Below are 23606 nucleotides of genomic sequence, written 5' to 3' on the forward strand. Positions count from 1 at the left end.
TGTCACAGCAGTCCGGTTACGTATCAACCCCCGCGCACGATCCGGCCATGCGCCCGGCGTTCCCGAATTCGCCCGGCGTGTCACCGAATGCCCGTTGCGGTTTTGGTGGACTGTCCTGATGAGGGCGGCTTGGTCCCGCATGTCCTCCCCTCACTCCCCTGGGTGATCTGCCGCATACGCATAGTCCGTTCGGGCCATTCAAGATTGGGCCCGAAGGGGGTGTTGTGCTGTCGCCACCTTCCGTAACGTCCTCAACTGGCAGCGGTGAAGGTGAATATGCCGCTGCCGCCGTGGGGGAGCCTCGATTCGGGAGAGGACGGCGCCGGGATGGGCTGGGTAACCGACTGGAGTGCGCAGGCAGCCTGCCGCACTACTGATCCGGATGAACTGTTCGTACAAGGGGCAGCGCAGAACAGGGCCAAGGCGGTGTGCACCGGATGCCCGGTGCGGACCGAGTGCCTGGCCGACGCGCTGGACCATCGCGTCGAATTCGGCGTGTGGGGTGGGATGACGGAGCGGGAGCGCCGCGCGCTGCTGCGCAGGCGGCCGACCGTGACGTCCTGGCGTCGGCTGCTGGAGACCGCCCGCAGCGAGTACGAGCGGTCCACGGGCATGCTGCCCGTGGCGAATGGGCTGGAGAACGGCGAGCTGCACGAGACGTTCGCCGCCGTCGGCTAGCGCCTGTCCGGCACGAGGGCGTCGTACGGCCCCCACCGTACGTACGCACGACGAGCGGCTAGGCAGCTCCGGCCGGGTCCGATCCGGTCGCGAGCCGGTCCCCGACGGCCCGCAGGCCCGAGAGGTCGTGGACGTCTCCGGGCAGCGCGGCCACGGCGGTGACGGGTACCTCGGGATGGCGCGCGGTGAAGCGGTCGCGGGTGTCCTGTTCGCGCGCGACCAACTGCATCCGTTCGGCATGCAGACGGAGCAGTCCGGCGGTCAGTTCTTCGGTTGTGATGGTTGTCGTACGGTCGGTCCGGGGCTCGGGGTCCGTAGCGGATTCGGGAGCGGCGGTTCCAGGGGCGTCGGCGGTGGGTGCGCGCCCGGCCGCGGGAGAGTCGGCGGGCTTACGAAGTCCAGCCTTCCCGGCCGCCTGATCCACAATGCCACCGGTTTCAAGATTTTCTGCGGCGGCCAGGGCCTGTTCGGCGGAGAGCCGGGCGGCGTCGCTGCCGTGCACCCGGTTGAGCACCAGTCCCGCCAGTGGCATCCCCTCTGCCGCCAGGCGTTCCACGAAGTACGCCGCTTCGCGGAGCGCGTCCCGCTCCGGTGTCGCGACGACGAGGAACGCCGTGCCGGGCGCCTGGAGGAGTTTGTACGTGGCATCGGCGCGGGTACGGAAGCCGCCGAACATGGTGTCCATCGCGGCGACGAACGTCTGGACGTCCCGCAGGAACTGCCCGCCCAGCAGCTTGCCGAGCGTCCCGGTCATCATCGACATGCCCACGTTGAGGAACTTCATTCCGGCGCGGCCACCCATTTTCGCCGGGGCCATCAGCAGCTTGATGAACTTCCCGTCCAGGAACGAGCCCAGACGCTTCGGGGCGTCCAGGAAGTCCAGCGCGGACCGCGACGGCGGGGTGTCCACGACGATCAGGTCCCACTCGTCGCGCGCCCGGAGCTGGCCGAGCTTCTCCATCGCCATGTACTCCTGCGTGCCCGCGAAGCCGGCCGACAGGGACTGGTAGAAGGGGTTCTCCAGAATGGCGCGGGCGCGTTCCGCGTCCGCGTGCGCCTCGACGATCTCGTCGAAGGTCCGCTTCATGTCGAGCATCATGGCGTGCAGCTCACCGGCGCCCTCGCCCTCGATGCCCTTCACCCGGCGCGGCACGTTGTCCAGCGAATCGATGCCCATGGACTGGGCGAGCCTGCGGGCCGGGTCGATGGTGAGGACGACGACCTTGCGTCCGCGCTCCGCCGCCCGCACGCCGAGCGCCGCCGCGGTGGTCGTCTTGCCGACGCCGCCGGAGCCGCAGCAGACGATGATCCGGATGCCCGGATCGTCGATCAGGGCGTCGGTGTCCAGGGCCGGTACGGGGGCCGCCGCGCCGGTATCTGTACGCGCTGTCATGAACCCGCCCCTCGTCCGGTCTTCCCTTGGCCCGCGCCCTGTTCGCGGAGCGCGGCCGCCAGCGCGTCGAGCCCGGCCCGGTCCACCCCCTCGCCGATCAGCGGGAGCGCGTACCCCGGCAGGCCGAGACCCGCCAGCACCGCGCGCTGTTCGCGCTCCAGGGCGACCCGCTGGGTGTGCTCGGCGGCCTGCTCGACCAGCGGGCGTACGAGCCCCGCCGCGCCGGTCACGCCCGCCCGTGTCAGCGTCTTGGCGATTTCCTTGCGCCGGCCGCCCGAGGCGGCGCTCAGCGCGTCGCCGTCCAGCAGCTGCGGGCGCACCATGTTCACGATGACCCGGCCCACCGGCAGTTCGGCGGCGCGCAGCTCCGCGATGCCGTCCGCGGTCTCCTGGACCGGCATCTCCTCCAGCAGGGTGACCAGGTGCACCGAGGTCTCCGGGGACTTCAGCACCCTCATCACGGCCTGGGCCTGATTGTGTATCGGGCCGATCCGGGCGAGGCCGGCCACCTCGTCGTTCACATTGAGGAAGCGCGTGATGCGGCCGGTCGGCGGGGCGTCCATGATCACGTGGTCGTAGACGAACCGGTTCTGCCGGTCCTTGCGCCGGACCGCCTCGCAGGCCTTGCCCGTCAGCAGGACGTCTCGCACGCCGGGCGCGATGGTGGTCGCGAAGTCGATCGCGCCGAGCTTCTTGAGCGCCCGGCCCGCGCTGCCGAGCTTGTAGAACATCTGGAGGTAGTCGAGGAGCGCCAGCTCCGCGTCGATCGCGAGGGCGTAGACCTCGCCGCCGCCGGGGGCGACGGCGATCCTGCGCTCCTCGTAGGGGAGGGAGCCCGCATCGAAGAGCTGGGCGATGCCCTGTCTGCCCTCGACCTCCACGAGGAGAGTGCGCCTGCCCTCGGCCGCGAGGGCGAGCGCGAGGGCGGCGGCGACCGTGGTCTTACCGGTACCGCCCTTGCCGCTGACGACCTGGAACCTGCTCACGTATTCGAGCCTAACCAGTCACACCGCAGGCTACGCACGAGGCTGCGCGTGCCCTGGATTGCGCAGGCATTACAGTCGGGCCATGACCAAGTGGGAATACGCGACCGTGCCCCTTCTCGTGCACGCGACCAAGCAGATTCTGGACACCTGGGGCGAGGACGGCTGGGAGCTGGTCCAGGTCGTTCCCGGCCCGAACAACCCCGAGCAGCTCGTGGCGTACCTGAAGCGGGAGAAGCAGTAGTGGCGGGCACCGTCGAGGCGAGGCTCGCCGAGCTGGGGCTGCCGCTGCCGGCCGTCGTGCCGCCGCTGGCCGTGTACCAGCCGGCCGTGCAGTCGGGCGTGTACGTGTACACGGCCGGCCAGCTGCCGATGGTGGACGGCAAGCTCGCCGTCACCGGCAAGGTCGGCGCCGAGGTCACGCCCGACGAGGCCAAGGAGCTGGCCAAGACCTGCGCGCTGAACGCCCTGGCCGCGGTGAAGTCGGTCGCGGGCGACCTGGACCGCATCGCGCGGGTCGTGAAGGTCGTCGGCTTCGTCGCGTCGGCCACCGACTTCACCGGCCAGTCCGGTGTGGTCAACGGCGCGAGCGAGCTGCTGGGCGAGGTCCTCGGGGACAAGGGCGTGCACGCCCGCAGCGCCGTGGGCGTCGCGGTGCTGCCGCTGGACGCGCCGGTCGAGGTCGAGATCCAGGTCGAGCTGACCGAAGCCTGACCCGGCCCGCATCCGCCCGATGCGGCCCGCATCCGCCGTCGATCCCGTCCGGTCGTCACGACCGGGCGGGATCGTGTGTTTCCGGAGGTCGCGCGGATGTAGGTGTAGACGCCATGTACGGATCGGGTTACCTCTCGAACATCGGCGCGGTTCCGGATAGCCTCCGGCCATGTCCAATGGTCAGTGGTACCCCCCGGAATGGCCCGGCCGGATCAGGGCCCTCGCCGCAGGCGAGCTGACGGCCGCCGTGCCCCGCCGGGCCGCCACCGTGATGCTGCTCCGGGACGGCGCCGCCGGGGGCGCACCCGCCGTCCACATGCTGCGCCGGCGCACCTCGATGGCCTTCGCCGGAGGGGCGTACGCCTATCCGGGGGGCGGGGTGGACCCGCGCGACGACGACCGGCTCGTCGGCTGGGCCGGTCCCGCGCCGGCGGACTGGGCCGAGCGGCTGGGCGTCGGCACACCGGCCGAGGCGCAGGCGATCGTCTGCGCGGCCGTCCGCGAGACGTACGAGGAGGCCGGGGTCCTGCTCGCCGGACCGACGCCGGAAACGGTCGTCACCGACACCACGGGCGAGGACTGGGAGGCCGACCGGGCGGCGCTGGTCTCGCGCGAGCTGTCGTTCGCCGCGTTCCTGGAGCGGCGCGGGCTGGTGCTGCGCTCGGACCTGCTCGGCGCGTGGGCGCGCTGGACCACGCCGGAGTTCGAGCCGCGCCGCTACGACACCTGGTTCTTCGTCGCCGTGCTCCCCGCGGGTCAGCGCACCCGGAACGCCTCGACGGAGGCCGACCGCACGGTGTGGATCACGCCGGGCGACGCGGCCGACGGCTACGACCGGGGCGAGCTGCTGATGATGCCGCCGACCGTGGCGACGCTGCGGACGCTCCGCCCGTACGCCACCGCCGCGCGGGCGCTGGAGGCGGCGTCGGAGCAGGACCTCACCCCCGTACTCGCGCAGGCCCGGCTGGACGGCGACGAGCTGGTGCTGAGCTGGCCGGGGCACGCGGAGTTCACGAAGCACATTTCCGCGGCCGACGCGGAGGAAACGCGCGGCGAGGGTGAATCGGGCAACGTGGAACTGACGGCCGACGCGGAAGGCGGTGCGCGATGAGTGACGCGGCGGCGCTGCCCGGACAGCCGCGCGGCGGTGTGCTCTCCGGCCCCGCCACGGCCCGTACGGTCAATGTCCTGGCACCCAACCCCTCCGCGATGACGCTGGACGGGACCAATACGTGGATCGTCGCCGAGCCCGACTCGGACCTGGCGGTCGTCATCGATCCGGGCCCGCTGGACGAGACCCATTTGCGGGCCGTCGTCGACACCGCCGAGCGGGCCGGCCGCCGGGTCGCGCTGACGCTCCTCACCCATGGCCATCCGGACCACGCGGAGGGCGCCGCCCGGTTCGCGGAGCTGACCGGGACCAAGGTGCGGGCGCTGGACCCGGAGATGCGGCTCGGCGACGAGGGCCTGGGCACGGGTGACGTGATCACGACCGGCGGCCTGGAGATGTACGTGGTGCCGACGCCCGGCCACACGGCGGACTCGCTGTCGTTCCATCTGCCGGCCGACCGGGCGGTGCTCACCGGGGACACGATCCTCGGACGCGGAACGACCCTGGTGGCGCATCCGGACGGCCGGCTGGGCGACTACCTGGACTCGCTGCGGAGGCTGCGCTCCCTGACGGTCGACGACGGGGTGCACACGGTGCTGCCGGGACACGGGCCGGTGCTGGAGGACGCGCAGGGCGCGGTCGAGTTCTATCTGGCCCACCGCGCGCACCGGCTGGCCCAGGTGGAGACGGCCGTGGAGACCGGCTACCGGACCTCGGCCGAGGTGGTGGCCCATGTCTATGCCGACGTGGACCGTTCGCTGTGGCCGGCGGCGGAGCTGTCGGTGCGGGCGCAGCTGGAGTACCTGGTCGAGCACGGGCTGATCTGAGGGCGCGTACGGCGACGGGTCAGCGCGAGCGCTTGGCCAGCCGCTCCACGTCCAGCAGGATCACGGCGCGTGCCTCCAGCCGCAGCCAGCCGCGGCCGGCGAAGTCCGCGAGGGCCTTGTTGACCGTCTCGCGGGAGGCGCCGACCAGCTGGGCCAGCTCCTCCTGCGTCAGGTCGTGCACCACGTGGATGCCTTCCTCGGACTGGACGCCGAAGCGGCGCGACAGGTCCAGGAGGGCGCGGGCGACACGGCCGGGGACGTCGGAGAAGACCAGGTCGGACATCTGGTCGTTGGTCTTGCGCAGCCGCCGGGCGACGGCGCGCAGCAGGGCCGTGGCCACCTCGGGGCGTGCGTTGAGCCAGGGCTGCAGGTCGCCGTGGCCCAGGCCGAGGAGCTTGACCTCGGTCAGCGCGGTGGCGGTGGCCGTGCGCGGGCCGGGGTCGAAGAGCGACAGCTCGCCGATCAGCTCGCCGGGACCGAGGACCGCCAGCATGTTCTCTCGACCGTCGGGGGAGGTGCGGTGGAGCTTCACCTTGCCCTCGGTGACCACGTAGAGGCGGTCGCCGGGATCGCCCTCGTGGAACAGCGCGTCGCCGCGCGCGAGGGTCACCTCACTCATCGAGGCGCGGAGCTCCGCGGCCTGCTCGTCATCGAGCGCCGCGAAAAGCGGGGCGCGCCGCAGAACGTCGTCCACGAGTTCTCTCCTTGTCGGCCTGTCCAGGGAACCGTGGTCCCCATCATGCCGGACGGTAAAACAGTGCGATCAATCACAAACCAGTTTGACGCACGTGCGTGCCGAGGGGTACGGCAGGGGGCCGATTGGGGGTGGATCACCGGTGACCGGGGTGGATGTCAGTGCCGGGCTCTAGGCTGGCCGGGAGTCCGGGATGCCGGTGAGAGCGCAGGCCGAGGGGGCTGAGGGAGTGTCGGAGGGCCATGATTCCGCTGTGGGCGAACAGGGTGCGGGCGACCGGAAGAACCTGAAGAAAACGGCGGAAAGCCGGTCCGGAGCGAAGGCCGCGAAGGCCGCAGAGAGCGCGAAAGACGTGAAGGACGCGAAGAGCGCGAAGGAAGGACCGGCGTCCGGGGCCGCCGGGCCGAAGCGGAAGCCGGGCCGGCCCGAATCGCATCTGGCGATGGTCCGCCGGGCTCGCCGGATCAACCGCGAACTGGCCGAGATCTACCCGTACGCCCACCCCGAGCTGGACTTCCGGAATCCGTTCGAACTGCTGGTCGCCACGGTCCTCTCCGCCCAGACCACCGATCTGAGGGTCAACCAGACCACCCCCGCCCTCTTCGCCGCCCACCCCACCCCCGAGGACATGGCCTCCGCCGTTCCGGAGGAGTTGGAGGAGCTGATCCGGCCGACCGGCTTCTTCCGTGCCAAGGCGAAATCGCTCCTCGGCCTGTCCGCCATGCTCCGGGACGACTTCGGCGGCGAGGTGCCGGGGCGGCTGAAGGATCTCGTCAAGCTTCCGGGAGTCGGCCGGAAGACGGCCAACGTGGTGCTGGGCAATGCCTTTGGAGTCCCCGGGATCACGGTGGACACGCACTTCGGGCGGCTGGTCCGGCGGTGGAAGTGGACCGAGCAGGAGGACCCGGAGAAGGTCGAGGCGGAGATCGCGGCCATCTTCCCCAAGAGCGAGTGGACCATGCTCTCGCACCGTGTCATCTTCCACGGCCGCCGCGTTTGCCATGCCCGCAGGCCCGCCTGCGGCGCCTGCCCGATCGCCCCGCTCTGCCCCGCGTACGGCGAGGGCGAGACCGACCCGGAGAAGGCCCGCAAGCTGCTGAAGTACGAGATGGGCGGCCGGCCGGGCCAGCGGCTGAACCCGCCGCCGGACTATCCGGGAAGCCCGGCCCCTCCGCTCGGCGCCGGCTGACGCGTACCGCCGCTGCGGAACGAATCGCGGGACGACAGGCGTTGTGAGACGGAGGGGTGCCCATGAAGACGCATGAACCCGGCACGGAACGGCAGGGCCAGGAACGGCACGGCGACGCGGACCGCCGCGCCCCGGTGGCGCACGGAAGCGCCGAGTACGGCGGCTCCCCGGTGGCCGTCTCGGAAGAGGGCCTGCCCGGCTGGCTCGACCCCGTCGCCCATGCCGCGCGGACCGTACGGCCCCAGCAGCTCAGCCGCTTCCTGCCGCCCGCGAGCGGTGCGGGACGCCAGTCGGCCGTGCTCGTCCTGTTCGGCGAGGGCGCGCGAGGCCCGGAGCTGCTGCTGATGGAGCGGGCCGGAAGCCTGCGCTCCCATCCGGGCCAGCCGTCCTTCCCCGGCGGCTCGCTCGACCCGGAGGACGGCGACCCGGCGACCACCGGACCGCTCCGGGCCGCGCTGCGGGAGGCCGAGGAGGAGACCGGGCTCGATCCGGGCGGGGTGCAGCTCTTCGGCGTACTGCCGCGGCTCTACATCCCGGTCAGCGGCTTCGTCGTGGCGCCCGTCCTCGGCTGGTGGCGTACACCCAGCCCGGTCGGGGTCGTCGATCCGGGTGAGACCGCGCGGGTCTTCACCGTCCCCGTGGCGGATCTCACGGACCCGGCCAACCGGGCGACGGCCATCCACCCCAGCGGCCACCGGGGCCCGGCATTCCTGGTCGAATCGGCACTCGTCTGGGGGTTCACGGCCGGCGTGATCGACCGGATTCTGCACTTCGCGGGCTGGGAACGCCCGTGGGACAGGGCCAGGCAGGTGCCGCTCGACTGGCGCGCATGACAGGCTGACTTCCGTGCTCCGCAGGTCCGGGCCCGCCCGGAGCCGCGGAGGCGTACGGGCCCGGTGACGAATCTGCGAGGCTATAGACGGTGAACGTGCTGGACATCCTGCTGCTGGCCGGCGCCGTGTGGTTCGCGGTCATCGGATACCGCCAGGGGTTCGTCGTCGGCATTCTGTCGGTGATCGGGTTCCTGGGCGGCGGTCTCGTCGCCGTCTACCTCCTGCCGGTCCTGTGGGACCAGCTGACGGACGGTTCGGAGGTCTCCTCCACCGCGGCCGTCGTCGCGGTCGTCATCGTGATCGTGTGCGCGTCGGTGGGCCAGGCGTTCACCACCCACCTCGGCAACAAGCTCCGCCGGCACATCACCTGGTCGCCCGCGCGCGCCCTGGACGCGACCGGCGGCGCCCTGGTCAACGTGGTGGCGATGCTGCTGGTCGCCTGGCTGATCGGCTCCGCCCTGGCGGGCACCTCGCTGCCGACGCTCGGCAAGGAGGTCCGCAGCTCCTCGGTCCTGCTGGGCGTCTCCCGTGTGATGCCGCCCCAGGCGTCCACCTGGTTCACGGACTTCTCCTCGGTCCTCGCGCAGAACGGCTTCCCGCAGGTCTTCAGCCCCTTCGCCAACGAACCGATCACCGAGGTCAGGGCCCCCGACCCGGCCCTGGTGGGCAGCCCGGTCGCGGCGCGCGCCAAGCAGTCCATCGTCAAGGTCGTGGGTACGGCCCCGAGCTGTGGCAAGGTCCTCGAAGGCACCGGCTTCGTGTTCGCCGACCGCCGCGTCATGACCAATGCCCACGTCGTCGGCGGCGTCGACGAGCCGACCGTCCAGATCGGCGGCCAGGGACGCCTGTACGACGCGAAGGTCGTCCTCTACGACTGGCAGCGCGACATCGCCGTGCTCGACGTGCCCGACCTCGACGCGAAGCCGCTGCGGTTCGCCGACACCGAACGTGACGCGGAGTCGGGGGACAGCGCCATCGTCGCGGGCTTCCCGGAGAACGGCTCGTACGACGTACGCTCCGCGCGCGTCCGGGCCCGCATCGACGCCAACGGACCCGACATCTACCACCGGGGCACGGTCCGCCGCGATGTGTACTCCCTCTACACCACCGTCCGCCAGGGCAACTCCGGCGGCCCGCTGCTGACCCCCGAAGGCAAGGTGTACGGGGTCGTGTTCGCCAAGTCGCTCGACGACCCGGACACCGGCTACGCGCTGACGGCGGACGAGATCCGCGAGGACATCGCACGGGGCCGCACCGCCAACCAGCAGGTCGACAGCCAGGGGTGCGCGCTCTAGCCGGCGTCTGCCGGACACCGCTGGGGAGCGCGCCGCCGGGCGGTCCCGTGCGCGGTGTCAGTTACGGGGATGGCGCAGCCGCGCCGAGACCCAGCGGGCCCTGCGGCGCAGGATGCGCGAGATACCGAGCCGGGGATCGTCCACAACGTGCATAGCCTGCACCCGGCCCTGGAGGCCGTCCCCCTCATGAATGCCCGTAACCGCCGTGGCGGTCGAGCGACGGTTGCGTGCTGCGTCACCGAAGTCGTGCGTCCAGCCCATACCGGGACGTCTGCCCGTGCCTCATGGTCCGTAACCGTCTGTCCGTCAGCCAATTGGCCTATGCGCCGGGCACGTGGCCATTTCTCGGACACGCGTGCCCATCGGCTAGCGGTCGGGCTCGGAATCCTTGAGCCAGTTGATGAGTTCGGCCGAGAACCCGGCCGGGTCCTCCTCGTGCGGGAAGTGACCGAGACCGTCGAAAAGTCGCCAACGGTAGGGCGCCTCGACATACTCGCCGGACCCGGCCGAACTGCGGGTGCGGACCGCCGGATCGAGTGAACCGTGCAGGTGGAGCGTCGGCACCCGGACCGGCCGCTTCATGCGCCGGTTGAACTGGATGCCGTCGGGACGAGCCAGTGAGCGCACCATCCAGCGGTACGGCTCGATCGAGCAGTGCGCCGTCGAGGGGATGCTCATCGCCCGCCGGTAGACGCCCAGCGCCGCCTCGTCGGGGAAGTCCGCCTTGCCCGGACCCGCCCAGTCGCTGATCAGGCGCGCCACCAACGCGGCGTCGTCGGCCACCAGCTGACGTTCCGGCAGCCACGGCCGCTGGAAGCCCCAGATGTACGAGCCGGCCCGCGACTGGGCGAAGTCGGAGAGCATCGAGGAGCGCCACCGCCTGGGGTGGGGCATCGAGGAGACGACCAGCCGGCGCACCAGCTTCGGGCGCATCACGGCGGCCGTCCAGGCCAGGTAGCCGCCCATGTCGTGGCCGACCAGGGCGGCGTCCGGCTCACCGAGCGACCTGACCACACCGGTGATGTCGAGGGCCAGATTGGCGGGATCGTAGCCGCGGGGGGTGCGGTCGCTGCCGCCGACGCCGCGCAGATCCATCGCCACGGCCCGGAATCCGGCCTCGGCGAGCGCGGGCAACTGGTGGCGCCAGGTCCACCAGAACTGCGGGAAGCCGTGCAGGAGAAGAACCAGCGGCCCTTCACCCATTTCGGCGATGTGGAAGCGGGCGCCGTTCGCCGCGACGTCCCGGTGGGTCCACGGCCCGTCGAGGCGTACGGGGCCGCCGGCCGGGGCGAAGGGGGCGGATTCCGCCGGTGCGGCCGGGCGCGCGCGGCCCGCCCGGTCCTCCGGGCCCAGGGGGCCGACTGCGCTGGAATCGGGGACGGTCATGTGGACGAGCGTGCCACAGCGGACGCCTTGTCCTGGACCGGTGCGCTCTCGATGGCGCGGTCGGAGCGGGTGCTGCCGCCCACCGGGAGGATGGCGTCGGCGGCGGTCTCCGGGCGGGGGTGCGGCTTGACGCCCTGCAGGACGGCGGCGGTCTGCTTGGCGGACGCGATGGACTTCTCCGGCGGCTTGACCTTCTTGATCTTCGCGTAGCCGAACAGCGCGAGCAGGATGCCCAGCAGGATGAACGCGCCGCCGACGATCAGGAACGACCAGGCCAGCCCGAGCCCCAGATTGTGGATGCCGTACGCGGCCGCGAAGCTCAGCACCGGGATGGAGAAGAGGATCAGCACGCCCGTGACGATGAAGGCCACACTGCCGATGACGCCGCGCTTGACGTCCTGCCGCACCTCGGCCTTGGCCAGGGCGATTTCGTCGTGCACCAGCGCCGACAGCTCGGCCGTCGCCGACGCGACCAACTGGCCGAGACTGCGGTCGGCGCTGCCCGCGTAATTGCCGGGGTCGCTCATCCCTGACTCCCTCTCCCGTTCAACGTGTCCGATGTCAGATCATGCCGGACTGTCCGGCTTGCTGCTCGCTGCCCCCGCCAGTCGGGCACGGCGGCGGTGCTCGGCCGCCTTCTCCTCGTAGATCGCGGCCATTCTCAGGTGGTACGCGGGATCGTCCTGTTCGTAGACGTCCGGTACCCCGGAACCGTCCTCGTCGAGCTCCTCGGCGTCGGACAGTGCCCGGTACTTCCGTACCCGGAGTTTGAGCAGTACACCGGAGAGTACGGCGGCGATGAGGGAGCCGAGCAGAACCGACGCCTTGATCTCGTTGATCATGTCGTCGTCACCGGCGAAGGCCAGCTCACCGATCAGCAGCGACACGGTGAAGCCGATGCCGGCGAGAGTGGCGACGGCGAAGACGTCGGCCCAGGCCAGATCCTTGTTGAGTTCGGCCTTGGTGAGCCGGGTGGTCAGCCATGTACCGCCGAAGACCCCGATGGTCTTGCCGGCGACGAGCCCCAGGACGACCCCGAGGGTCTCGGGCCGGTTGAACACGCCCGCCAACGCACCGCCGGAGAGGGAGACGCCTGCGGAGAAGAGCGCGAAGACCGGCACGGCGAACCCAGCCGACAGGGGGTGCACCAGGTGCTCGACGCGTTCGCCAGGCGAGTGCTCCTCGCCCTCGCGGCGGGTGCAGCGCAGCATCAGGCCCATGGCGACACCGGCGATGGTGGCGTGGATGCCGCTGTTGTACATCAGGCCCCAGATGAGCAGGGCGGCTGGTACGTAGACGTACCAGCCGCGCACGCCCAGGCGGAGCAGCAGATAGAAGACGCCCAGGCCGACGAAGGCGCCGCCGAGTGCCAGGAAGTCGATGTCCTCGGTGAAGAAGATCGCGATGACCAGGATCGCGAAGAGGTCGTCCACGACGGCGAGGGTGAGCAGGAAGGCCCGGAGCGCGGCCGGCAGCGAGGTGCCGATGACGGCGAGGACGGCGAGGGCGAAGGCGATGTCGGTGGCGGTCGGGACGGCCCAGCCGCTGGCGGAGCCGTCGCCTGCCACGTTCACCACCGTGTAGACGAGCGCGGGGACGATCATGCCGCAGAGCGCGGCGGCCACGGGCAGCGCCGCCGCCTTGGGGTCGCGCAGCTCGCCCGCCACGAGTTCGCGTTTGAGTTCCACGCCGGCGACGAAGAAGAAGACGGCGAGCAGGCCGTCGGCGGCCCAGTGCGCCACGGAGAGATTCAGCCCGAGGCTCTCGGGTCCGATGTGGAAGTGGCTGACGGCCTCGTAGCTCTTGCCGGCGGTGTTGGCCCACACCAGCGCCGCCACCGCCGCGACCAGCAGGATGACGCCCCCGACGGTCTCCGTGCGCAGGGCCTCGGCGACGTAGTTGCGCTCGGGCAGCGGAAGCCGCCCCAGAAAGGTGCGGCGGGGGCCGGGGGGTGCGGGGGTGGACGCGGTCACAGGGGGAGACCTCCGGGTCGGTACGGCAGCGATGGCATGGCTGATGCACTTGCCGACCAGACTTCCCGGCACCCCTGTGGAAATTTTCATTTCTTTTGACGATCAACTGCCACTGTACCCGTGGGGCCCGGAGGCGGGGGGTGCGTGGGAGCGGTGATCTTCACCCCAGTGCCCGAAGGGCACCCGGCGTGTCGCCGGATGCCCTTCGGGTCGGGTCAGCCCGTATCGGGCCCGGGGCCCTCAGTCCTCGGACGGGGCCGAGGGGAGCTGGCTCTGGATGAGGTCCATGACCGAGGAGTCGGTCAGGGTCGTCACGTCTCCCAGCGCCCTGTTCTCGGCGACGTCGCGCAGCAGACGGCGCATGATCTTGCCGGAACGGGTCTTGGGCAGCTCCGCCACCGGCATGATGCGCTTCGGCTTGGCGATCGGGCCGAGCGTCGAGCCGACGTGGTTGCGCAGCTCGGCCAGCAGGTCGTCGGACGCGGTCGCCGTACCGCGCAGGATGACGAAGGCGACGATGGCCTGGCCGGTCGTCTCGTCGGCGGCGCCGACCACGGCCGCCTCCGCGACGGAGGAGTGCGAGACGAGTGCCGACTCGACCTCGGTGGTCGAGATGTTGTGCCCGGACACCAGCATCACGTCGTCCACCCGGCCCAGCAGCCAGATGTCGCCGTCCTCGTCCTTCTTGGCGCCGTCACCGGCGAAGTACTTGCCCTCGAACCGGGACCAGTAGGTGTCGAGGAAGCGCTGGTCGTCGCGCCAGATGGTGCGGAGCATCGACGGCCACGGCTCGGTGAGGACCAGGTAGCCGCCTCCGCCGTTCGGGACCTCGTTGGCCTCGTCGTCCACGACGGTCGCGGAGATGCCCGGCAGGGCGCGCTGGGCACTGCCCGGCTTGGTGTCCGTGACACCGGGGAGCGGCGAGATCATCATCGTGCCGGTCTCGGTCTGCCACCAGGTGTCCACGATCGGGCACTTGTCGGCACCGATGTGCTTGCGGTACCACATCCACGCCTCGGGGTTGATCGGCTCACCCACCGAACCGAGGACGCGCAGCGACGACAGATCGAACTTGGCGGGGATGTCGTCTCCCCACTTCATGAACGTACGGATCGCGGTCGGCGCGGTGTAGAGGATCGTGACGCCGTACTTCTGGATGACCTCCCAGAAACGCCCCTGGTGCGGGGTGTCGGGGGTGCCCTCGTACATCACCTGCGTGGCGCCGTTGGCCAGCGGCCCGTAGACGATGTACGAGTGCCCGGTCACCCAGCCGATGTCGGCGGTGCACCAGTAGACGTCGGTCTCCGGCTTGAGGTCGAAGACCGCGTGGTGGGTGTAGGCCGCCTGGGTGAGGTAGCCGCCGGAGGTGTGCAGGATGCCCTTGGGCTTACCCGTGGTGCCCGACGTGTACAGGATGAAGAGCGGCTGCTCCGCCTCGAACGCCTCGGGGGTGTGCTCGGCGGACTGGCGGCCCGTGATGTCGTGCCACCAGATGTCACGGCCCTCGGTCCACGCGGTGTCCTGGCCGGTGCGGCGGACCACGACGACGTGCTCCACGCCGTCGATACGGGAGACGGCGTCGTCCACCGCGGGCTTGAGCGCGGAGGGCTTGCCGCGGCGGTATCCGCCGTCGGCGGTGATGACGACCTTGGCGTCCGCGTCCTGGATGCGGGCCGCGATGGCGTCGGCGGAGAAGCCGCCGAACACCACCGAGTGCGCGGCACCGATGCGGGCGCAGGCCAGCATCGCGACGGCGGCCTCGGGGATCATCGGAAGGTAGACGGCGACGCGGTCGCCCTTGCCGACACCGAGCTCGGTGAGGGCGTTGGCGGCGCGCGAGACCTCGTCCTTCAGCTCCGCGTAGGTGATGGCGCGGCTGTCACCGGGCTCGCCCTCGAAGTGGATGGCGACGCGGTCGCCGTTGCCCGCCTCGACGTGACGGTCCACGCAGTTGTACGCGACGTTGAGCTTGCCGTCCGCGAACCACTTCGCGAAGGGCGGGTTGCTCCAGTCGAGCGTCTCGGTCGGCTCGGTCTCCCACGTCAGGCGCCGGGCCTGCTCGGCCCAGAAGCCCAGCCGGTCCGCTTTGGCCTGCTCATACGCCTCGGCGGTGACGTTGGCGTTGGCGGCCAGCTCGGCAGGCGGAGAGAACTTCCGCTCTTCCCGAAGCAGGTTGGCCAGGCTTTCGTTGCTCACGACTTCTCCCAGTCCCAGGGTGTCCGTTGTGTCCCGGGCATAGCTCATCAGTCCGAAGGCCGGGTGACAAGGGTCTGCCGGGAATTGGTTTAGACCTGTGTCTCGTGTATAAGGCATGATCCCGCTTCCGTACCGGCGCGGCGCGTCGAATCGACGTGTTTGCGCCAGTGCGGCGGCCTGGTCGGCCCGGAAGCGGGGTCACTGGGACTCACGTACCCGACGTGCCTGCGGTTCAGGCCCCGGAACGGACCAACTCGGCCGGACGGGCGGGCGTGACCGGGTCGAACACTGCGGCTCGCCCCTCCTTCGTACCCGCTGCTTCGGTCAGCAGATACGACTGGGCCTCGGCCACGTGGAAGTACATCCCGTGGAGCTGCAGGGTGCCTTCGGCGATGCGGCGGGCCACCGAGGGGTGGGCCCTCAGATGGTCGAGCTGCTGCATGACGTTGGTCAGGCAGAGCTGCTCCACTGTATCGGCGGGCTCCCGGCCGGCGATACGGGCTCGGACCTCGCCGGCCGCGGTCATCCGGCCCAGGCTCGGCAGCCCGTGCCGGAGCCAGCGGGCGAGTGAGGTGTCCGGCGCGTGCGGCGAGGGGGCCGGGGCGTTGGCCAGGAGCGCGTTCATCGCACCGCAGCCCGAGTGCCCGCAGACGGTGATGGACTCGACGCCGAGCACATCCACGGCGTACTCGATCGCCGCCCCCACGGAGTGGTCGCCCTGCTCGGGGCCCGGGAGCGGGACCAGATTGCCGATGTTGCGCACGGTGAACAGATCACCGGGACCGCTGGCCGTGATCATGCTCGTCACCAGGCGGGAGTCCGCGCAGGTGATGAAGAGCTGAGAGGGGCGCTGGCCTTCTCTGGCGAGGCGCGCCAGCTCCGCGCGGACCAGGGGCGCCGTATCGCGCTGGAAGGAGCTGAGTCCTCTGACCAGCCGGTGTCCGCCGTGTCCGCCGTGGGCGGCGGGGCTGGTGGGGCTTTCGGCCGCGTCGGGCCCGGTGGGTCCGGCGTGCTCGGCGGCCGCACGGTGGGGGGCGGGGGCCGATTGCGGGGCGGGAGGCGTCGGCGCGGGGGAGGCGGCGGGGGGTGCCTGCGCCGACGCGGACGTGGCCGGCGTGGCGGGGGCTTCGGGGGCGGTGGGGGCCGGCGGCGATGGCCGTGGGCGGTGCGCTGGCTGTGGAGCCGTATCCGCAGGGGCGCCGGTGCCGGGGTGGGGCGGGGCGGAAGTCGGAGCCGGGGCGATGACGCCGATGGCTGGGGGTGTCGTCGGGGGGCCGGTGGTGGACGCGGGGCGCGGTTGGCTGTCGGCCGTCTGCGGCGGAGGCGCGTGTTCCGGCCGGTCGTGACAGTGATGGTTGCGCCATGGCGTCCATGGTCGGCAGCAGGAGTGAGCTGCGGCAGCGGGCTCGGCGATCCTGCCGCCCGAGCGTCCGGCGAAGGCCACCTGCCCGCCGTGTGCCGTATGGGCGTTGCTCCAGTCCTGGATGGCCTCGTAGGCGGCGTGATCCATGAAGAAGCCGTCCAACTCGACCACCGCGTCCGCACCCTGGGGCAGTCCTGCCAGCATCCGGCTCAGGCGCGGTACGGCCAGGAACGTCAACTGGCCGCGTACGAGCACATGATGCTGTCCGTTCAGTGTGGAGATGGTGATCCGGGTCCGGCCGAGGCGGTGCAGCGCGACGGCCACCGCCACGGCGATCCCGATCGCCACACCCTTGAGGACGCCGACCACCAGCACCCCGGCGATCGTCGCGCCGTACACCAGGAACTCCCGGTGTTTGTGGACGTTGCGGATGTGCGCGAGGCTCACCATCTTGAGGCCGACCATCATCACCAGCGCCCCGAGGGCTGCCAGCGGGATCAGCTCCAGCGTGGCGACGAGCAGCCCGGAAGCGAGCAGAATCCACACGCCGTGCAGCACGGTCGAGGCACGGCCGGTCGCCCCGGCTCTCACGTTGGCCGAACTGCGCACGGCTCCTCCGGAGACCGCGAGCCCGCCCAGCAGCCCGGACACCATGTTGGCGATGCCCTGCGCGCGCAGTTCCCGGTCCAGGTCGGAGCGCTTCAACGGGGGCGGCGCGAGACGAACGGGGCCGGCCGGTGCGGCGGGGGCATCGGAGCGGTCGGGAACATCTGGGGCGTCGGGGCCGGGCGCCATGGGGGAGCCCGCGGCGTGGGCACGGTTTCGGTCGGCGGCCAGCTTGTCCACCGCGACAGCGGCCAGCAGCGATTCCAGGCTGGCCACCAGCATCATCGTGAACACGGCTGTGGCCAGGCCGAACACCGGCCCGTGCGGCAACTCGGGCAGGGCGTGCGAGCTCCAGGAGGGCAGGTCCACACGGGCGATCGACGGGGCCGCCCAGGCTGCCGCGGCCGTGGCCAGGGCCACGGAGGCCAGGGCCGCCGGGGCCCGGCGCAGAAGCCGTCCGGCACGTCCGGGCAGCAGCGGCCACAGGACGAGGACGGCGACGGTGAGCCCGCCGATCAGCGGGGCGGCGGGATCGACACGCGCCAGCTGTTCCGGGAGATGCAGGACGTTGGAGATGGCCGAGCTCTGAGGCGATCCGCCCAGCACGATGTGCAGTTGAGCGAGCGCGATCGCGACGCCGATACCGGCGAGCGTGCCGTGGACGATGGCGGGGCTGACGGCGAGAGCGCTGCGGGCCGCCCGCAGGGAGCCGAGCACGAGTTGGAGCAGGCCCGCCCCGATGGTGATGGCGCAGGTGGTGCGCCAGCCGTAGACCTGGATCGTCTGGGCCGTCACCACGGTCAGTCCGGCGGACGGGCCGGAGACCTGGAGAGGTGTGCCGCCGAGAAGCCCGGCGACGATGCCGCCGACTGCGGCGGAGAGGAGGCCCGCCTCCAGAGGGGCTCCCATGGCCACGGCCAGGCCGAGCGACATGGGGATGGCGAGCAGAAAGACGGTGATGGACGCGGAGACATCGGCGCCCGCGATGCGGAATCGTCCGCCGCGCGGCGGCGGGCTGTGTGGTCGCTTGACTCCCAGGGACCGGGAAGGCCGCGAACTACGGGATGAGTGGTCGTGACGAGTGGGTACGCAGGCAGACATATTTCCGGTCTCCTCCTGGGCGGCGCGGTCTCGGAACCCGATGACGCGGCCGTGGGTGACGGTATGCAGCGGCGAGGTATTTCCAACTCTCGGTAAACAGACCGTAATGGAGAGTAAAGATCTGTGTCCAGGATTGCTGGCAAATAGGCCGTCTAGCCACCCATTCTGGTGAATAGGCATCTTTTCATTCGGCCTGTCGCTCCCCCTCTTCGTCAATGCGTGCGACCTTGACGGCGCCGTGTCGGCACTCGGCGCAAGCTACCTGCGAGGAAGAGGTGGGCGGATGATGGCCGCCACGAAGAGGATCGCCCTCGGTGTCATGGCCGCCGCGCTGGTCGCGGGGGCGGCCGGATGCTCGGGGATCGGTTCCGGGTCGGGGGACTCCGGCCCCGGAGCCGTCAATGGCGCCGCGGGCGAGAAGAAGAAGGCCGCCGAGGCGGCCCCCAAGAGCGTGTTCCGGGCGATCGGTGACGGTTCCACCGCGTTCACGGGTGCCCAGCCCGAGCAGCCGGCGGTGAAGCGCCTGGCGGTGGGGCAGAAGCCGCCGCAGTTCGTGGTGTTCTCGTGGGACGGTGCGGGCGAGGACAGCCAGCGGCTCTTCTCGCACTTCCGCGAAGTGGGCAAGAAGTACAACGCGTCGATGACGTACTTCCTCAGCGGCGTGTACCTGCTGCCGGAGACGAAGCGGGCACAGTACGACCCGCCCAAGCACAACGCGGGCAGCTCGGACATCGGTTTCAACGACACCGAGGGCATCCGGAACACCCTCACCCAGCTCCGCGGAGCCTGGGAGGACGGGAACGAGATCGGCACCCACTTCAACGGCCACTTCTGCGGCAAGGACGGCGGCGTGGGCACCTGGTCCGTCGAGGAGTGGAAGAGCGAGATCAGCCAGGCGAAGTCCTTCGTCAAGAGCTGGAAGTCGAACGCGCCGCTCCTCAAGGCCGAGAAGTCGCTTCCCTTCGACTACGACAAGGAACTCGTCGGCGGCCGCACCCCTTGTCTGGAGGGGCGGGAGAACATGGTGGCGGCAGCACGCACCATGGGGTTCCGTTATGACTCCAGCGGCGTCAACGACCAGGTGTGGCCCGCGAAGAAGAACGGGATCTGGGACCTCTCCATGCAGCTCGTCCCCGTTCCCGGGCGCGACTTCGAAACGCTGTCGATGGACTACAACTTCATGTTCAACCAGTCCGGGACCACCCAGGGGGACCCGGCGAAGCGCGAGTTCTGGGGGAACCAGATGCGCGACGGGCTGCTCCAGGCCTTCGACCGCGCGTACAAGGGCAATCGTGCGCCGCTGATCATCGGCAACCACTTCGAGTCCTGGAACGGCGGCACGTACATGCGGGCCATCGAGGAGACGATCGCGACCGTCTGCACCAAGGAGGAAGTCCGCTGCGTCTCGTTCAGACAGCTGGCGGACTGGCTCGACGCCCAGGACCCCGCAGTGCTGGCGAAGCTCCGGACGCTGCAGGTCGGCCAGGCGCCCAAGGCGGGATGGCCCGCGTTCCTCAAGGCGGGCGCGGGTGCCGGCCGGGACGGGGCGGCCTCGGAGGCGCCCGCAGCGGCGGCGGGGAATCCGGCCGGACGCTGAGGTCGGGCACGGCCCCCGGCGCCGGGCAGGAGATGTGCCCGGCGCCGGCCGTCGCGTCCATCGTGGTTCCGGCGGCTCGGCGGCTCAGCGGATGGGCCGCACGGAACCGCCATTCCTCAAGCGGGCTGGGCGGCTTCGGCGTGGATGAAACGCTCGTCCAGCACGAATGCCGGATCGACCTGGGCGGCGAGGTCCGCCCCGGTCTTCTCGTTCCCCCAGCTCTCCGCGTTCTTCAGATGGAAATGAACCATCTGGCGCGTGTACCGGCCCCAGTCCCGCCGCTCGTACGAGTCCTCCGCGGCGTCCTGGAGGCGTTGCAGGGCCATCCTGTTGTCCGCTTCGAGCAGTTCGAAACGCGCCGGGCGGCCCTTCTCCATGGCCCGTACCCAGTCGGAGTGGCCGACGGTGACCAGCAGGTCGTCACCCACCTCGGCGCGCAGGAACTCCAGGTCGTCCTCGCCCTGCACCTTGTTCCCGACGACCTTCAGGTCGACGCCGAAGTCCCGCGCGTACTCCTTGTACTGGCGGTAGACCGAGACGCCCTTGCGGGTGGGCTCGGCGATGAGGAACGTCATGTCGAAGCGGGTGAACATCCCGGAGGCGAAGGAGTCCGAACCGGCCGTCATGTCGACCACCACGTACTCGTCGGGGCCGTCGACGAGGTGATTGAGACAGAGCTCGACCGCGCCGACCTTGGAGTGGTAGCACGCCACACCGAGATCCGACTCGGTGAACGGCCCGGTCGCCATCAACCGGATGTCTCCGTCGTCGAGCCGGACCGTGCGGGCGCAGGTCTCGAAGATCGGGTTGTCCTCACGCACCCGCAGGAGCCGCGAGCCCTCGCCGGGTGGCGTCGTCTTGATCATCGTCGCCGCCGAGGCGATCCGCGGATTGCTGCCGCGCAGGTACTCCTTGATCAGAGGCAGCTGCGCCCCCATGGCGGGCAGTGCGGCGGATTCGTCCTCGTCGAGGCCGAGGGCGGCTCCGAGGTGCTGGTTGATGTCGGCGTCCACGGCGACGACGTGAGCTTCATTGGCGGCGAGGTGGCGGATGAAGAGCGAGGACAGCGTCGTCTTGCCGCTGCCGCCCTTCCCTACGAAAGCGATCTTCATGTTCACCTAGGGTAGTCGATCGATCGCTTTGTGTTCTCCGCTTGCGTGAAGAAGGCCACTCCGGACCGGTCGGGACGGGCAGGGCGCGTAGCCTCGCTACTTATGAGTACGACTTCCTCGGACCCGCTCGCCGCCCTGGGCGCTCTGCCGGGCGTGAACGACGCGGTGGACTCCGTACGCAAGGCCGTCGACCGGGTCTACGGGCACCGCGTGATGCGGCGTCGCAGCAACGAGGTCACCGCGGAGGCCGCGCTGCGGGGCGCCCGAGGGTCGGCCGCGCTCTCCGGCGCCGACTGGAACCTGGAGGAGGTGCGCCGGCGCACCGACTTCAGCGGCGACGACGAGGCCCGCGTGGTCGGAGCCGCCCTGCGGCTGACGGCGGAGGCGGGGCAGCTCCTCTCCATCTGGCGCCAGTCACCCGTGCGGGTCCTCGCCCGGCTCCACCTCGTCGCGGCGGGCGGCGCCACACCCGAGAACGCCGTCGGACGGCCCCGGCTCGCCGGTGAGCCGGTGGACGAGCCGCTGATCGACGCGCCGCTGCCGAGCGCCGACGAGGTCGCGGGCCGGCTGGACGGACTCGGCCGGCTCATTCTCGCCGGGAGCGAAGCGCCCGCCCTGGTCACCGCCGCCGTCGTCCACGGAGAACTGCTGGCCCTGCGCCCCTTCGGGTCGCACAACGGCCTGGTGGCGCGTACGGCGGAGCGGATCGTGCTGATCGGAAGCGGACTCGACCCCAAGTCGATCTGCCCGGCCGAGGTCGGACACGCCGAACAGGGGCGCGCGGCCTACAAGGCGGCCTTCGAGGGCTATCTGTCGGGCACTCCCGAAGGCATGGCGACCTGGATCGGGCACTGCGGGCGCTCGGCGGAACTCGGCGTCAGGGAGTCGACGGCGGTGTGCGAGGCGCTGCAGCGAGGTGCCGCGTAGCGACCGCACCCGGCGAGCGCGGACATGATTGCGGCGGTACCGGGACCGGTACCGCCGCTGGCACGTCCATCCGGTTACCAAGCGTCCTCGATATGTGCCCATCAGGCCGGGGTCTTTGCCCGCTCCTGGTGTGGCTGGCCCGTAATCGACGGGTCGACGTCGCGTGGGTGCCGGGTCTCCGTGCGCGGTCCGTGGGGCCTTGCTGCGTAAACAGGTCATCCTCTCGGATGTCCTTGGTCTCGCGGGCCGTTGACTCCTTTGTACTCCAGGGGCGGGACAAGCGGTAGTGGGAGCCGCACTTCTTTACTTTTAGGTTCAATTACGGACGAGTCGGTCCAATGGGCTCGTCAGGCGGGAGTCGCCGAGGCCCGTCGCCGGGCGGCGAACCACACGACTCCCGCCGTGAGCGCGGCGGCGCTCACCGCTGCGGCCGCCATGAGCGCGGGACGCGGGGGCAGGGAGAGAGCCGAAAGGCGCTGCTTGAGCCGGACGGGTCGATTGAAGACGAGAATCGGCCACTCCCGCAGGGTCGCTTCGCGGCGCAGCGCCCGGTCCGGGTTGACCGCGTGCGGGTGCCCCACGGCCTCCAGCATCGGTACGTCGGTCGCGGAGTCGCTGTACGCGTAGCAGCGGGCCAGGTCGTAGCCCTCGGAGGCCGCGAGCGCCTTGATCGCCTCGGCTTTCGTGGGGCCGTACGCGTAGTACTCGATCTCGCCCGTGTAGCAGCCGTCGTCGCCGACGACCATGCGGGTGGCGACGACGCGGTCGGCGCCGAGCATCTCGCCGATCGGTTCGACCACCTCCGCGCCCGACGTGGAGACGATCACGACGTCGCGTCCGGCGGTGTGATGCTCTTCGATGAGCGTCGCCGCTTCGTCGTAGATGATCGGGTCGATCAGGTCGTGCAGGGTCTCGGCCACGAGTTCCTTGACCTGCTGGACGTTCCAGCCCTTGCAGAGCGCCGAGAGGTATTCGCGCATCCGCTCCATCTGGTCGTGATCCGCTCCTCCGGCGAGGAACACGAACTGTGTGTACGCAGTGCGCAGCACCGCGCGACGGTTGATCAGTCCGCCGTGGTAGAAGGACTTGCTGAAGGTCAGCGTCGAAGACTTCGCAATGACCGTCTTGTCCAGGTCGAAGAAGGCGGCTGTGCGCGGCAAGAAGCGGTTTTCCACATGGCAGAGCATAGGGGCCCGCCATTCGGCGTAAACCCCAGCGCGTGGGTTTGCCTGAGAAGGCCCTCGGGTACACCATGGAAGTCACGGATCGTTCGCGACCGTGCTAACCCCGGTCCGGCTCCTCCCCCCCCGAGTCGGCCGTGGGGACGACCCCCGCTCTCCCCCCCCGGCGGGGGTCGTCGCATGTCCGGACGCGGTTTGACGCGCGGATTCAACCATTTCTCTTCCCTCCACTCCGTGCCCGGCTGTGTAAGCGGGCTGCTGACTTCAGCGTGCGCCGTGACCCTGGGTAGCGAAAGTGTCGCGCCTGGAAGTCACCGGTACGAGCGACGGAGTTATTCACAACCACTGAGTTGTCCACGGTTTTCCAGCAAGATCCACATGATTTCCGGAACCGTCGCACCGTGATTCCACCCGTGAAGTCCACGGGTACCGGAATCGCTGTTCTCG

21 protein-coding genes are annotated in these 23606 nt (G+C 70.5%); 10 read left to right on the plus strand and 11 right to left on the minus strand.

All coding sequences use genetic code 11. From position 1 onward, the window contains the following. Positions 1-327 precede the first annotated feature (327 nt). The gene (locus DNK56_RS01965) at positions 328-678 is read left to right on the plus strand and encodes a WhiB family transcriptional regulator (protein ID WP_199563912.1); all 351 of its coding nucleotides are present in this window, start codon (positions 328-330) and stop codon (positions 676-678) included. 58 nt (positions 679-736) lie between these two features. Here DNK56_RS01965 and DNK56_RS01970 read toward each other — a convergent pair whose 3' ends face one another. Beyond that, positions 737-2071 carry an ArsA family ATPase gene (locus DNK56_RS01970; protein WP_111329984.1) on the minus strand — a complete coding sequence of 445 codons (1335 nt, stop codon included), beginning with the start codon at positions 2069-2071 and terminating at the stop codon, positions 737-739. Continuing rightward, positions 2068-3057 (minus strand): ArsA family ATPase, encoded by a 990-nt coding sequence (locus DNK56_RS01975; protein ID WP_111329985.1) that lies wholly within the window; start codon positions 3055-3057, stop codon positions 2068-2070. Before DNK56_RS01975 ends, DNK56_RS01970 begins: the two co-directional genes overlap by 4 nt. A gap of 82 nt (positions 3058-3139) precedes the next feature. Here DNK56_RS01975 and DNK56_RS01980 point away from each other — a divergent pair, with 82 nt between their 5' ends. The 4 genes from DNK56_RS01980 to DNK56_RS01995 all read left to right on the plus strand — a co-directional run bounded on the left by DNK56_RS01980 (position 3140) and on the right by DNK56_RS01995 (position 5706). Beyond that, on the plus strand, positions 3140-3298 hold the full coding sequence (locus DNK56_RS01980; RefSeq protein ID WP_003991873.1) for a DUF4177 domain-containing protein: 159 nt from the start codon (positions 3140-3142) through the stop codon (positions 3296-3298). After that, positions 3298-3768, plus strand: coding sequence for a RidA family protein (locus tag DNK56_RS01985; RefSeq protein WP_111329986.1), 471 nt, complete (start codon positions 3298-3300; stop codon positions 3766-3768). The genes DNK56_RS01980 and DNK56_RS01985 overlap by 1 nt, the downstream gene beginning before the upstream one ends. 169 nt (positions 3769-3937) lie before the next feature. Further along, entirely contained in the window at positions 3938-4879 is a 942-nt protein-coding gene (locus DNK56_RS01990; protein ID WP_241989721.1) for an NUDIX hydrolase, read from the plus strand. Further along, the gene (locus DNK56_RS01995; RefSeq protein WP_111329987.1) at positions 4876-5706 is read left to right on the plus strand and encodes an MBL fold metallo-hydrolase; all 831 of its coding nucleotides are present in this window, start codon (positions 4876-4878) and stop codon (positions 5704-5706) included. The genes DNK56_RS01990 and DNK56_RS01995 overlap by 4 nt, the downstream gene beginning before the upstream one ends. A 19-nt stretch (positions 5707-5725) precedes the next feature. On the opposite strand, the gene DNK56_RS02000 is transcribed toward DNK56_RS01995, so the two are convergent. After that, positions 5726-6400 (minus strand): Crp/Fnr family transcriptional regulator, encoded by a 675-nt coding sequence (locus tag DNK56_RS02000; RefSeq protein WP_014046869.1) that lies wholly within the window; start codon positions 6398-6400, stop codon positions 5726-5728. Between the two features lie 253 nt (positions 6401-6653). Between DNK56_RS02000 and nth the strand changes: the two genes are divergently transcribed. From nth to DNK56_RS02015, 3 genes are all read left to right on the plus strand, one after another. Beyond that, a complete protein-coding gene (gene nth, locus DNK56_RS02005; protein ID WP_111329988.1) occupies positions 6654-7589 on the plus strand; it encodes an endonuclease III in 936 nt (311 codons plus the stop codon). Positions 7590-7651: 62 nt separating this feature from the next. Next, entirely contained in the window at positions 7652-8422 is a 771-nt protein-coding gene (locus DNK56_RS02010) for an NUDIX hydrolase (RefSeq protein ID WP_111329989.1), read from the plus strand. 89 nt (positions 8423-8511) lie between these two features. Continuing rightward, entirely contained in the window at positions 8512-9717 is a 1206-nt protein-coding gene (locus tag DNK56_RS02015; RefSeq protein ID WP_111329990.1) for a MarP family serine protease, read from the plus strand. 57 nt (positions 9718-9774) lie between these two features. On the opposite strand, the gene DNK56_RS02020 is transcribed toward DNK56_RS02015, so the two are convergent. The 6 genes from DNK56_RS02020 to DNK56_RS02045 all read right to left on the minus strand — a co-directional run bounded on the left by DNK56_RS02020 (position 9775) and on the right by DNK56_RS02045 (position 18342). Then, positions 9775-9978, minus strand: a complete 204-nt coding sequence (locus DNK56_RS02020) for a hypothetical protein (RefSeq protein WP_111329991.1) — start codon at positions 9976-9978, stop codon at positions 9775-9777. 105 nt (positions 9979-10083) lie between these two features. Next, the gene (locus DNK56_RS02025; protein ID WP_111329992.1) at positions 10084-11103 is read right to left on the minus strand and encodes an alpha/beta fold hydrolase; all 1020 of its coding nucleotides are present in this window, start codon (positions 11101-11103) and stop codon (positions 10084-10086) included. Next, a complete protein-coding gene (locus DNK56_RS02030) occupies positions 11100-11630 on the minus strand; it encodes a phage holin family protein (RefSeq protein WP_111329993.1) in 531 nt (176 codons plus the stop codon). The genes DNK56_RS02025 and DNK56_RS02030 overlap by 4 nt, the downstream gene beginning before the upstream one ends. A gap of 39 nt (positions 11631-11669) precedes the next feature. Further along, positions 11670-13076, minus strand: coding sequence for a Na+/H+ antiporter NhaA (gene nhaA / locus DNK56_RS02035; protein WP_111329994.1), 1407 nt, complete (start codon positions 13074-13076; stop codon positions 11670-11672). 240 nt (positions 13077-13316) lie between these two features. Beyond that, positions 13317-15320 carry an acetate--CoA ligase gene (gene acs, locus DNK56_RS02040; protein WP_111329995.1) on the minus strand — a complete coding sequence of 668 codons (2004 nt, stop codon included), beginning with the start codon at positions 15318-15320 and terminating at the stop codon, positions 13317-13319. 184 nt (positions 15321-15504) lie between these two features. Next, positions 15505-18342 (minus strand): bifunctional SulP family inorganic anion transporter/carbonic anhydrase, encoded by a 2838-nt coding sequence (locus DNK56_RS02045; RefSeq protein WP_111329996.1) that lies wholly within the window; start codon positions 18340-18342, stop codon positions 15505-15507. 283 nt (positions 18343-18625) lie between these two features. Here DNK56_RS02045 and DNK56_RS02050 point away from each other — a divergent pair, with 283 nt between their 5' ends. Further along, complete coding sequence (locus DNK56_RS02050) at positions 18626-19939, plus strand: hypothetical protein (protein ID WP_111329997.1); 1314 nt, start codon at positions 18626-18628, stop codon at positions 19937-19939. A 116-nt stretch (positions 19940-20055) separates the two neighbouring features. Here DNK56_RS02050 and DNK56_RS02055 read toward each other — a convergent pair whose 3' ends face one another. Next, on the minus strand, positions 20056-21051 hold the full coding sequence (locus DNK56_RS02055) for an ATP-binding protein (protein WP_111335352.1): 996 nt from the start codon (positions 21049-21051) through the stop codon (positions 20056-20058). A gap of 102 nt (positions 21052-21153) precedes the next feature. On the opposite strand from DNK56_RS02055, the gene DNK56_RS02060 reads away from it, so the two are divergent. After that, on the plus strand, positions 21154-21978 hold the full coding sequence (locus DNK56_RS02060) for an oxidoreductase (RefSeq protein ID WP_111329998.1): 825 nt from the start codon (positions 21154-21156) through the stop codon (positions 21976-21978). Positions 21979-22325: 347 nt separating this feature from the next. Here DNK56_RS02060 and DNK56_RS02065 read toward each other — a convergent pair whose 3' ends face one another. Further along, positions 22326-23165, minus strand: coding sequence for an HAD family hydrolase (locus tag DNK56_RS02065; RefSeq protein ID WP_111329999.1), 840 nt, complete (start codon positions 23163-23165; stop codon positions 22326-22328). Positions 23166-23606: the final 441 nt, after the last annotated feature.

Source organism: Streptomyces sp. AC1-42W (assembly GCF_003248355.1).
Taxonomy (GTDB): domain Bacteria; phylum Actinomycetota; class Actinomycetes; order Streptomycetales; family Streptomycetaceae; genus Streptomyces.

Excerpts from the sequence above, each read along its gene's own strand:
- DNK56_RS02020 (WP_111329991.1), bottom strand. The coding sequence starts at position 9,978 with ATGGGCTGGACGCACGACTTCGGTGACGCAGCACGCAACCGTCGCTCG.
- DNK56_RS01990 (WP_241989721.1), top strand. The coding sequence starts at position 3,938 with ATGTCCAATGGTCAGTGGTACCCCCCGGAATGGCCCGGCCGGATCAGG.
- DNK56_RS02060 (WP_111329998.1), top strand. The coding sequence starts at position 21,154 with ATGAGTACGACTTCCTCGGACCCGCTCGCCGCCCTGGGCGCTCTGCCG.
- DNK56_RS02065 (WP_111329999.1), bottom strand. The coding sequence starts at position 23,165 with ATGCTCTGCCATGTGGAAAACCGCTTCTTGCCGCGCACAGCCGCCTTC.
- DNK56_RS01965 (WP_199563912.1), top strand. The coding sequence starts at position 328 with ATGGGCTGGGTAACCGACTGGAGTGCGCAGGCAGCCTGCCGCACTACT.
- DNK56_RS02025 (WP_111329992.1), bottom strand. The coding sequence starts at position 11,103 with ATGACCGTCCCCGATTCCAGCGCAGTCGGCCCCCTGGGCCCGGAGGAC.
- DNK56_RS02055 (WP_111335352.1), bottom strand. The coding sequence starts at position 21,051 with ATGAAGATCGCTTTCGTAGGGAAGGGCGGCAGCGGCAAGACGACGCTG.
- DNK56_RS01970 (WP_111329984.1), bottom strand. The coding sequence starts at position 2,071 with ATGACAGCGCGTACAGATACCGGCGCGGCGGCCCCCGTACCGGCCCTG.
- acs (WP_111329995.1), bottom strand. The coding sequence starts at position 15,320 with ATGAGCTATGCCCGGGACACAACGGACACCCTGGGACTGGGAGAAGTC.
- DNK56_RS01980 (WP_003991873.1), top strand. The coding sequence starts at position 3,140 with ATGACCAAGTGGGAATACGCGACCGTGCCCCTTCTCGTGCACGCGACC.
- DNK56_RS02030 (WP_111329993.1), bottom strand. The coding sequence starts at position 11,630 with ATGAGCGACCCCGGCAATTACGCGGGCAGCGCCGACCGCAGTCTCGGC.
- DNK56_RS02045 (WP_111329996.1), bottom strand. The coding sequence starts at position 18,342 with ATGTCTGCCTGCGTACCCACTCGTCACGACCACTCATCCCGTAGTTCG.
- DNK56_RS02050 (WP_111329997.1), top strand. The coding sequence starts at position 18,626 with ATGATGGCCGCCACGAAGAGGATCGCCCTCGGTGTCATGGCCGCCGCG.
- DNK56_RS02010 (WP_111329989.1), top strand. The coding sequence starts at position 7,652 with ATGAAGACGCATGAACCCGGCACGGAACGGCAGGGCCAGGAACGGCAC.
- DNK56_RS01995 (WP_111329987.1), top strand. The coding sequence starts at position 4,876 with ATGAGTGACGCGGCGGCGCTGCCCGGACAGCCGCGCGGCGGTGTGCTC.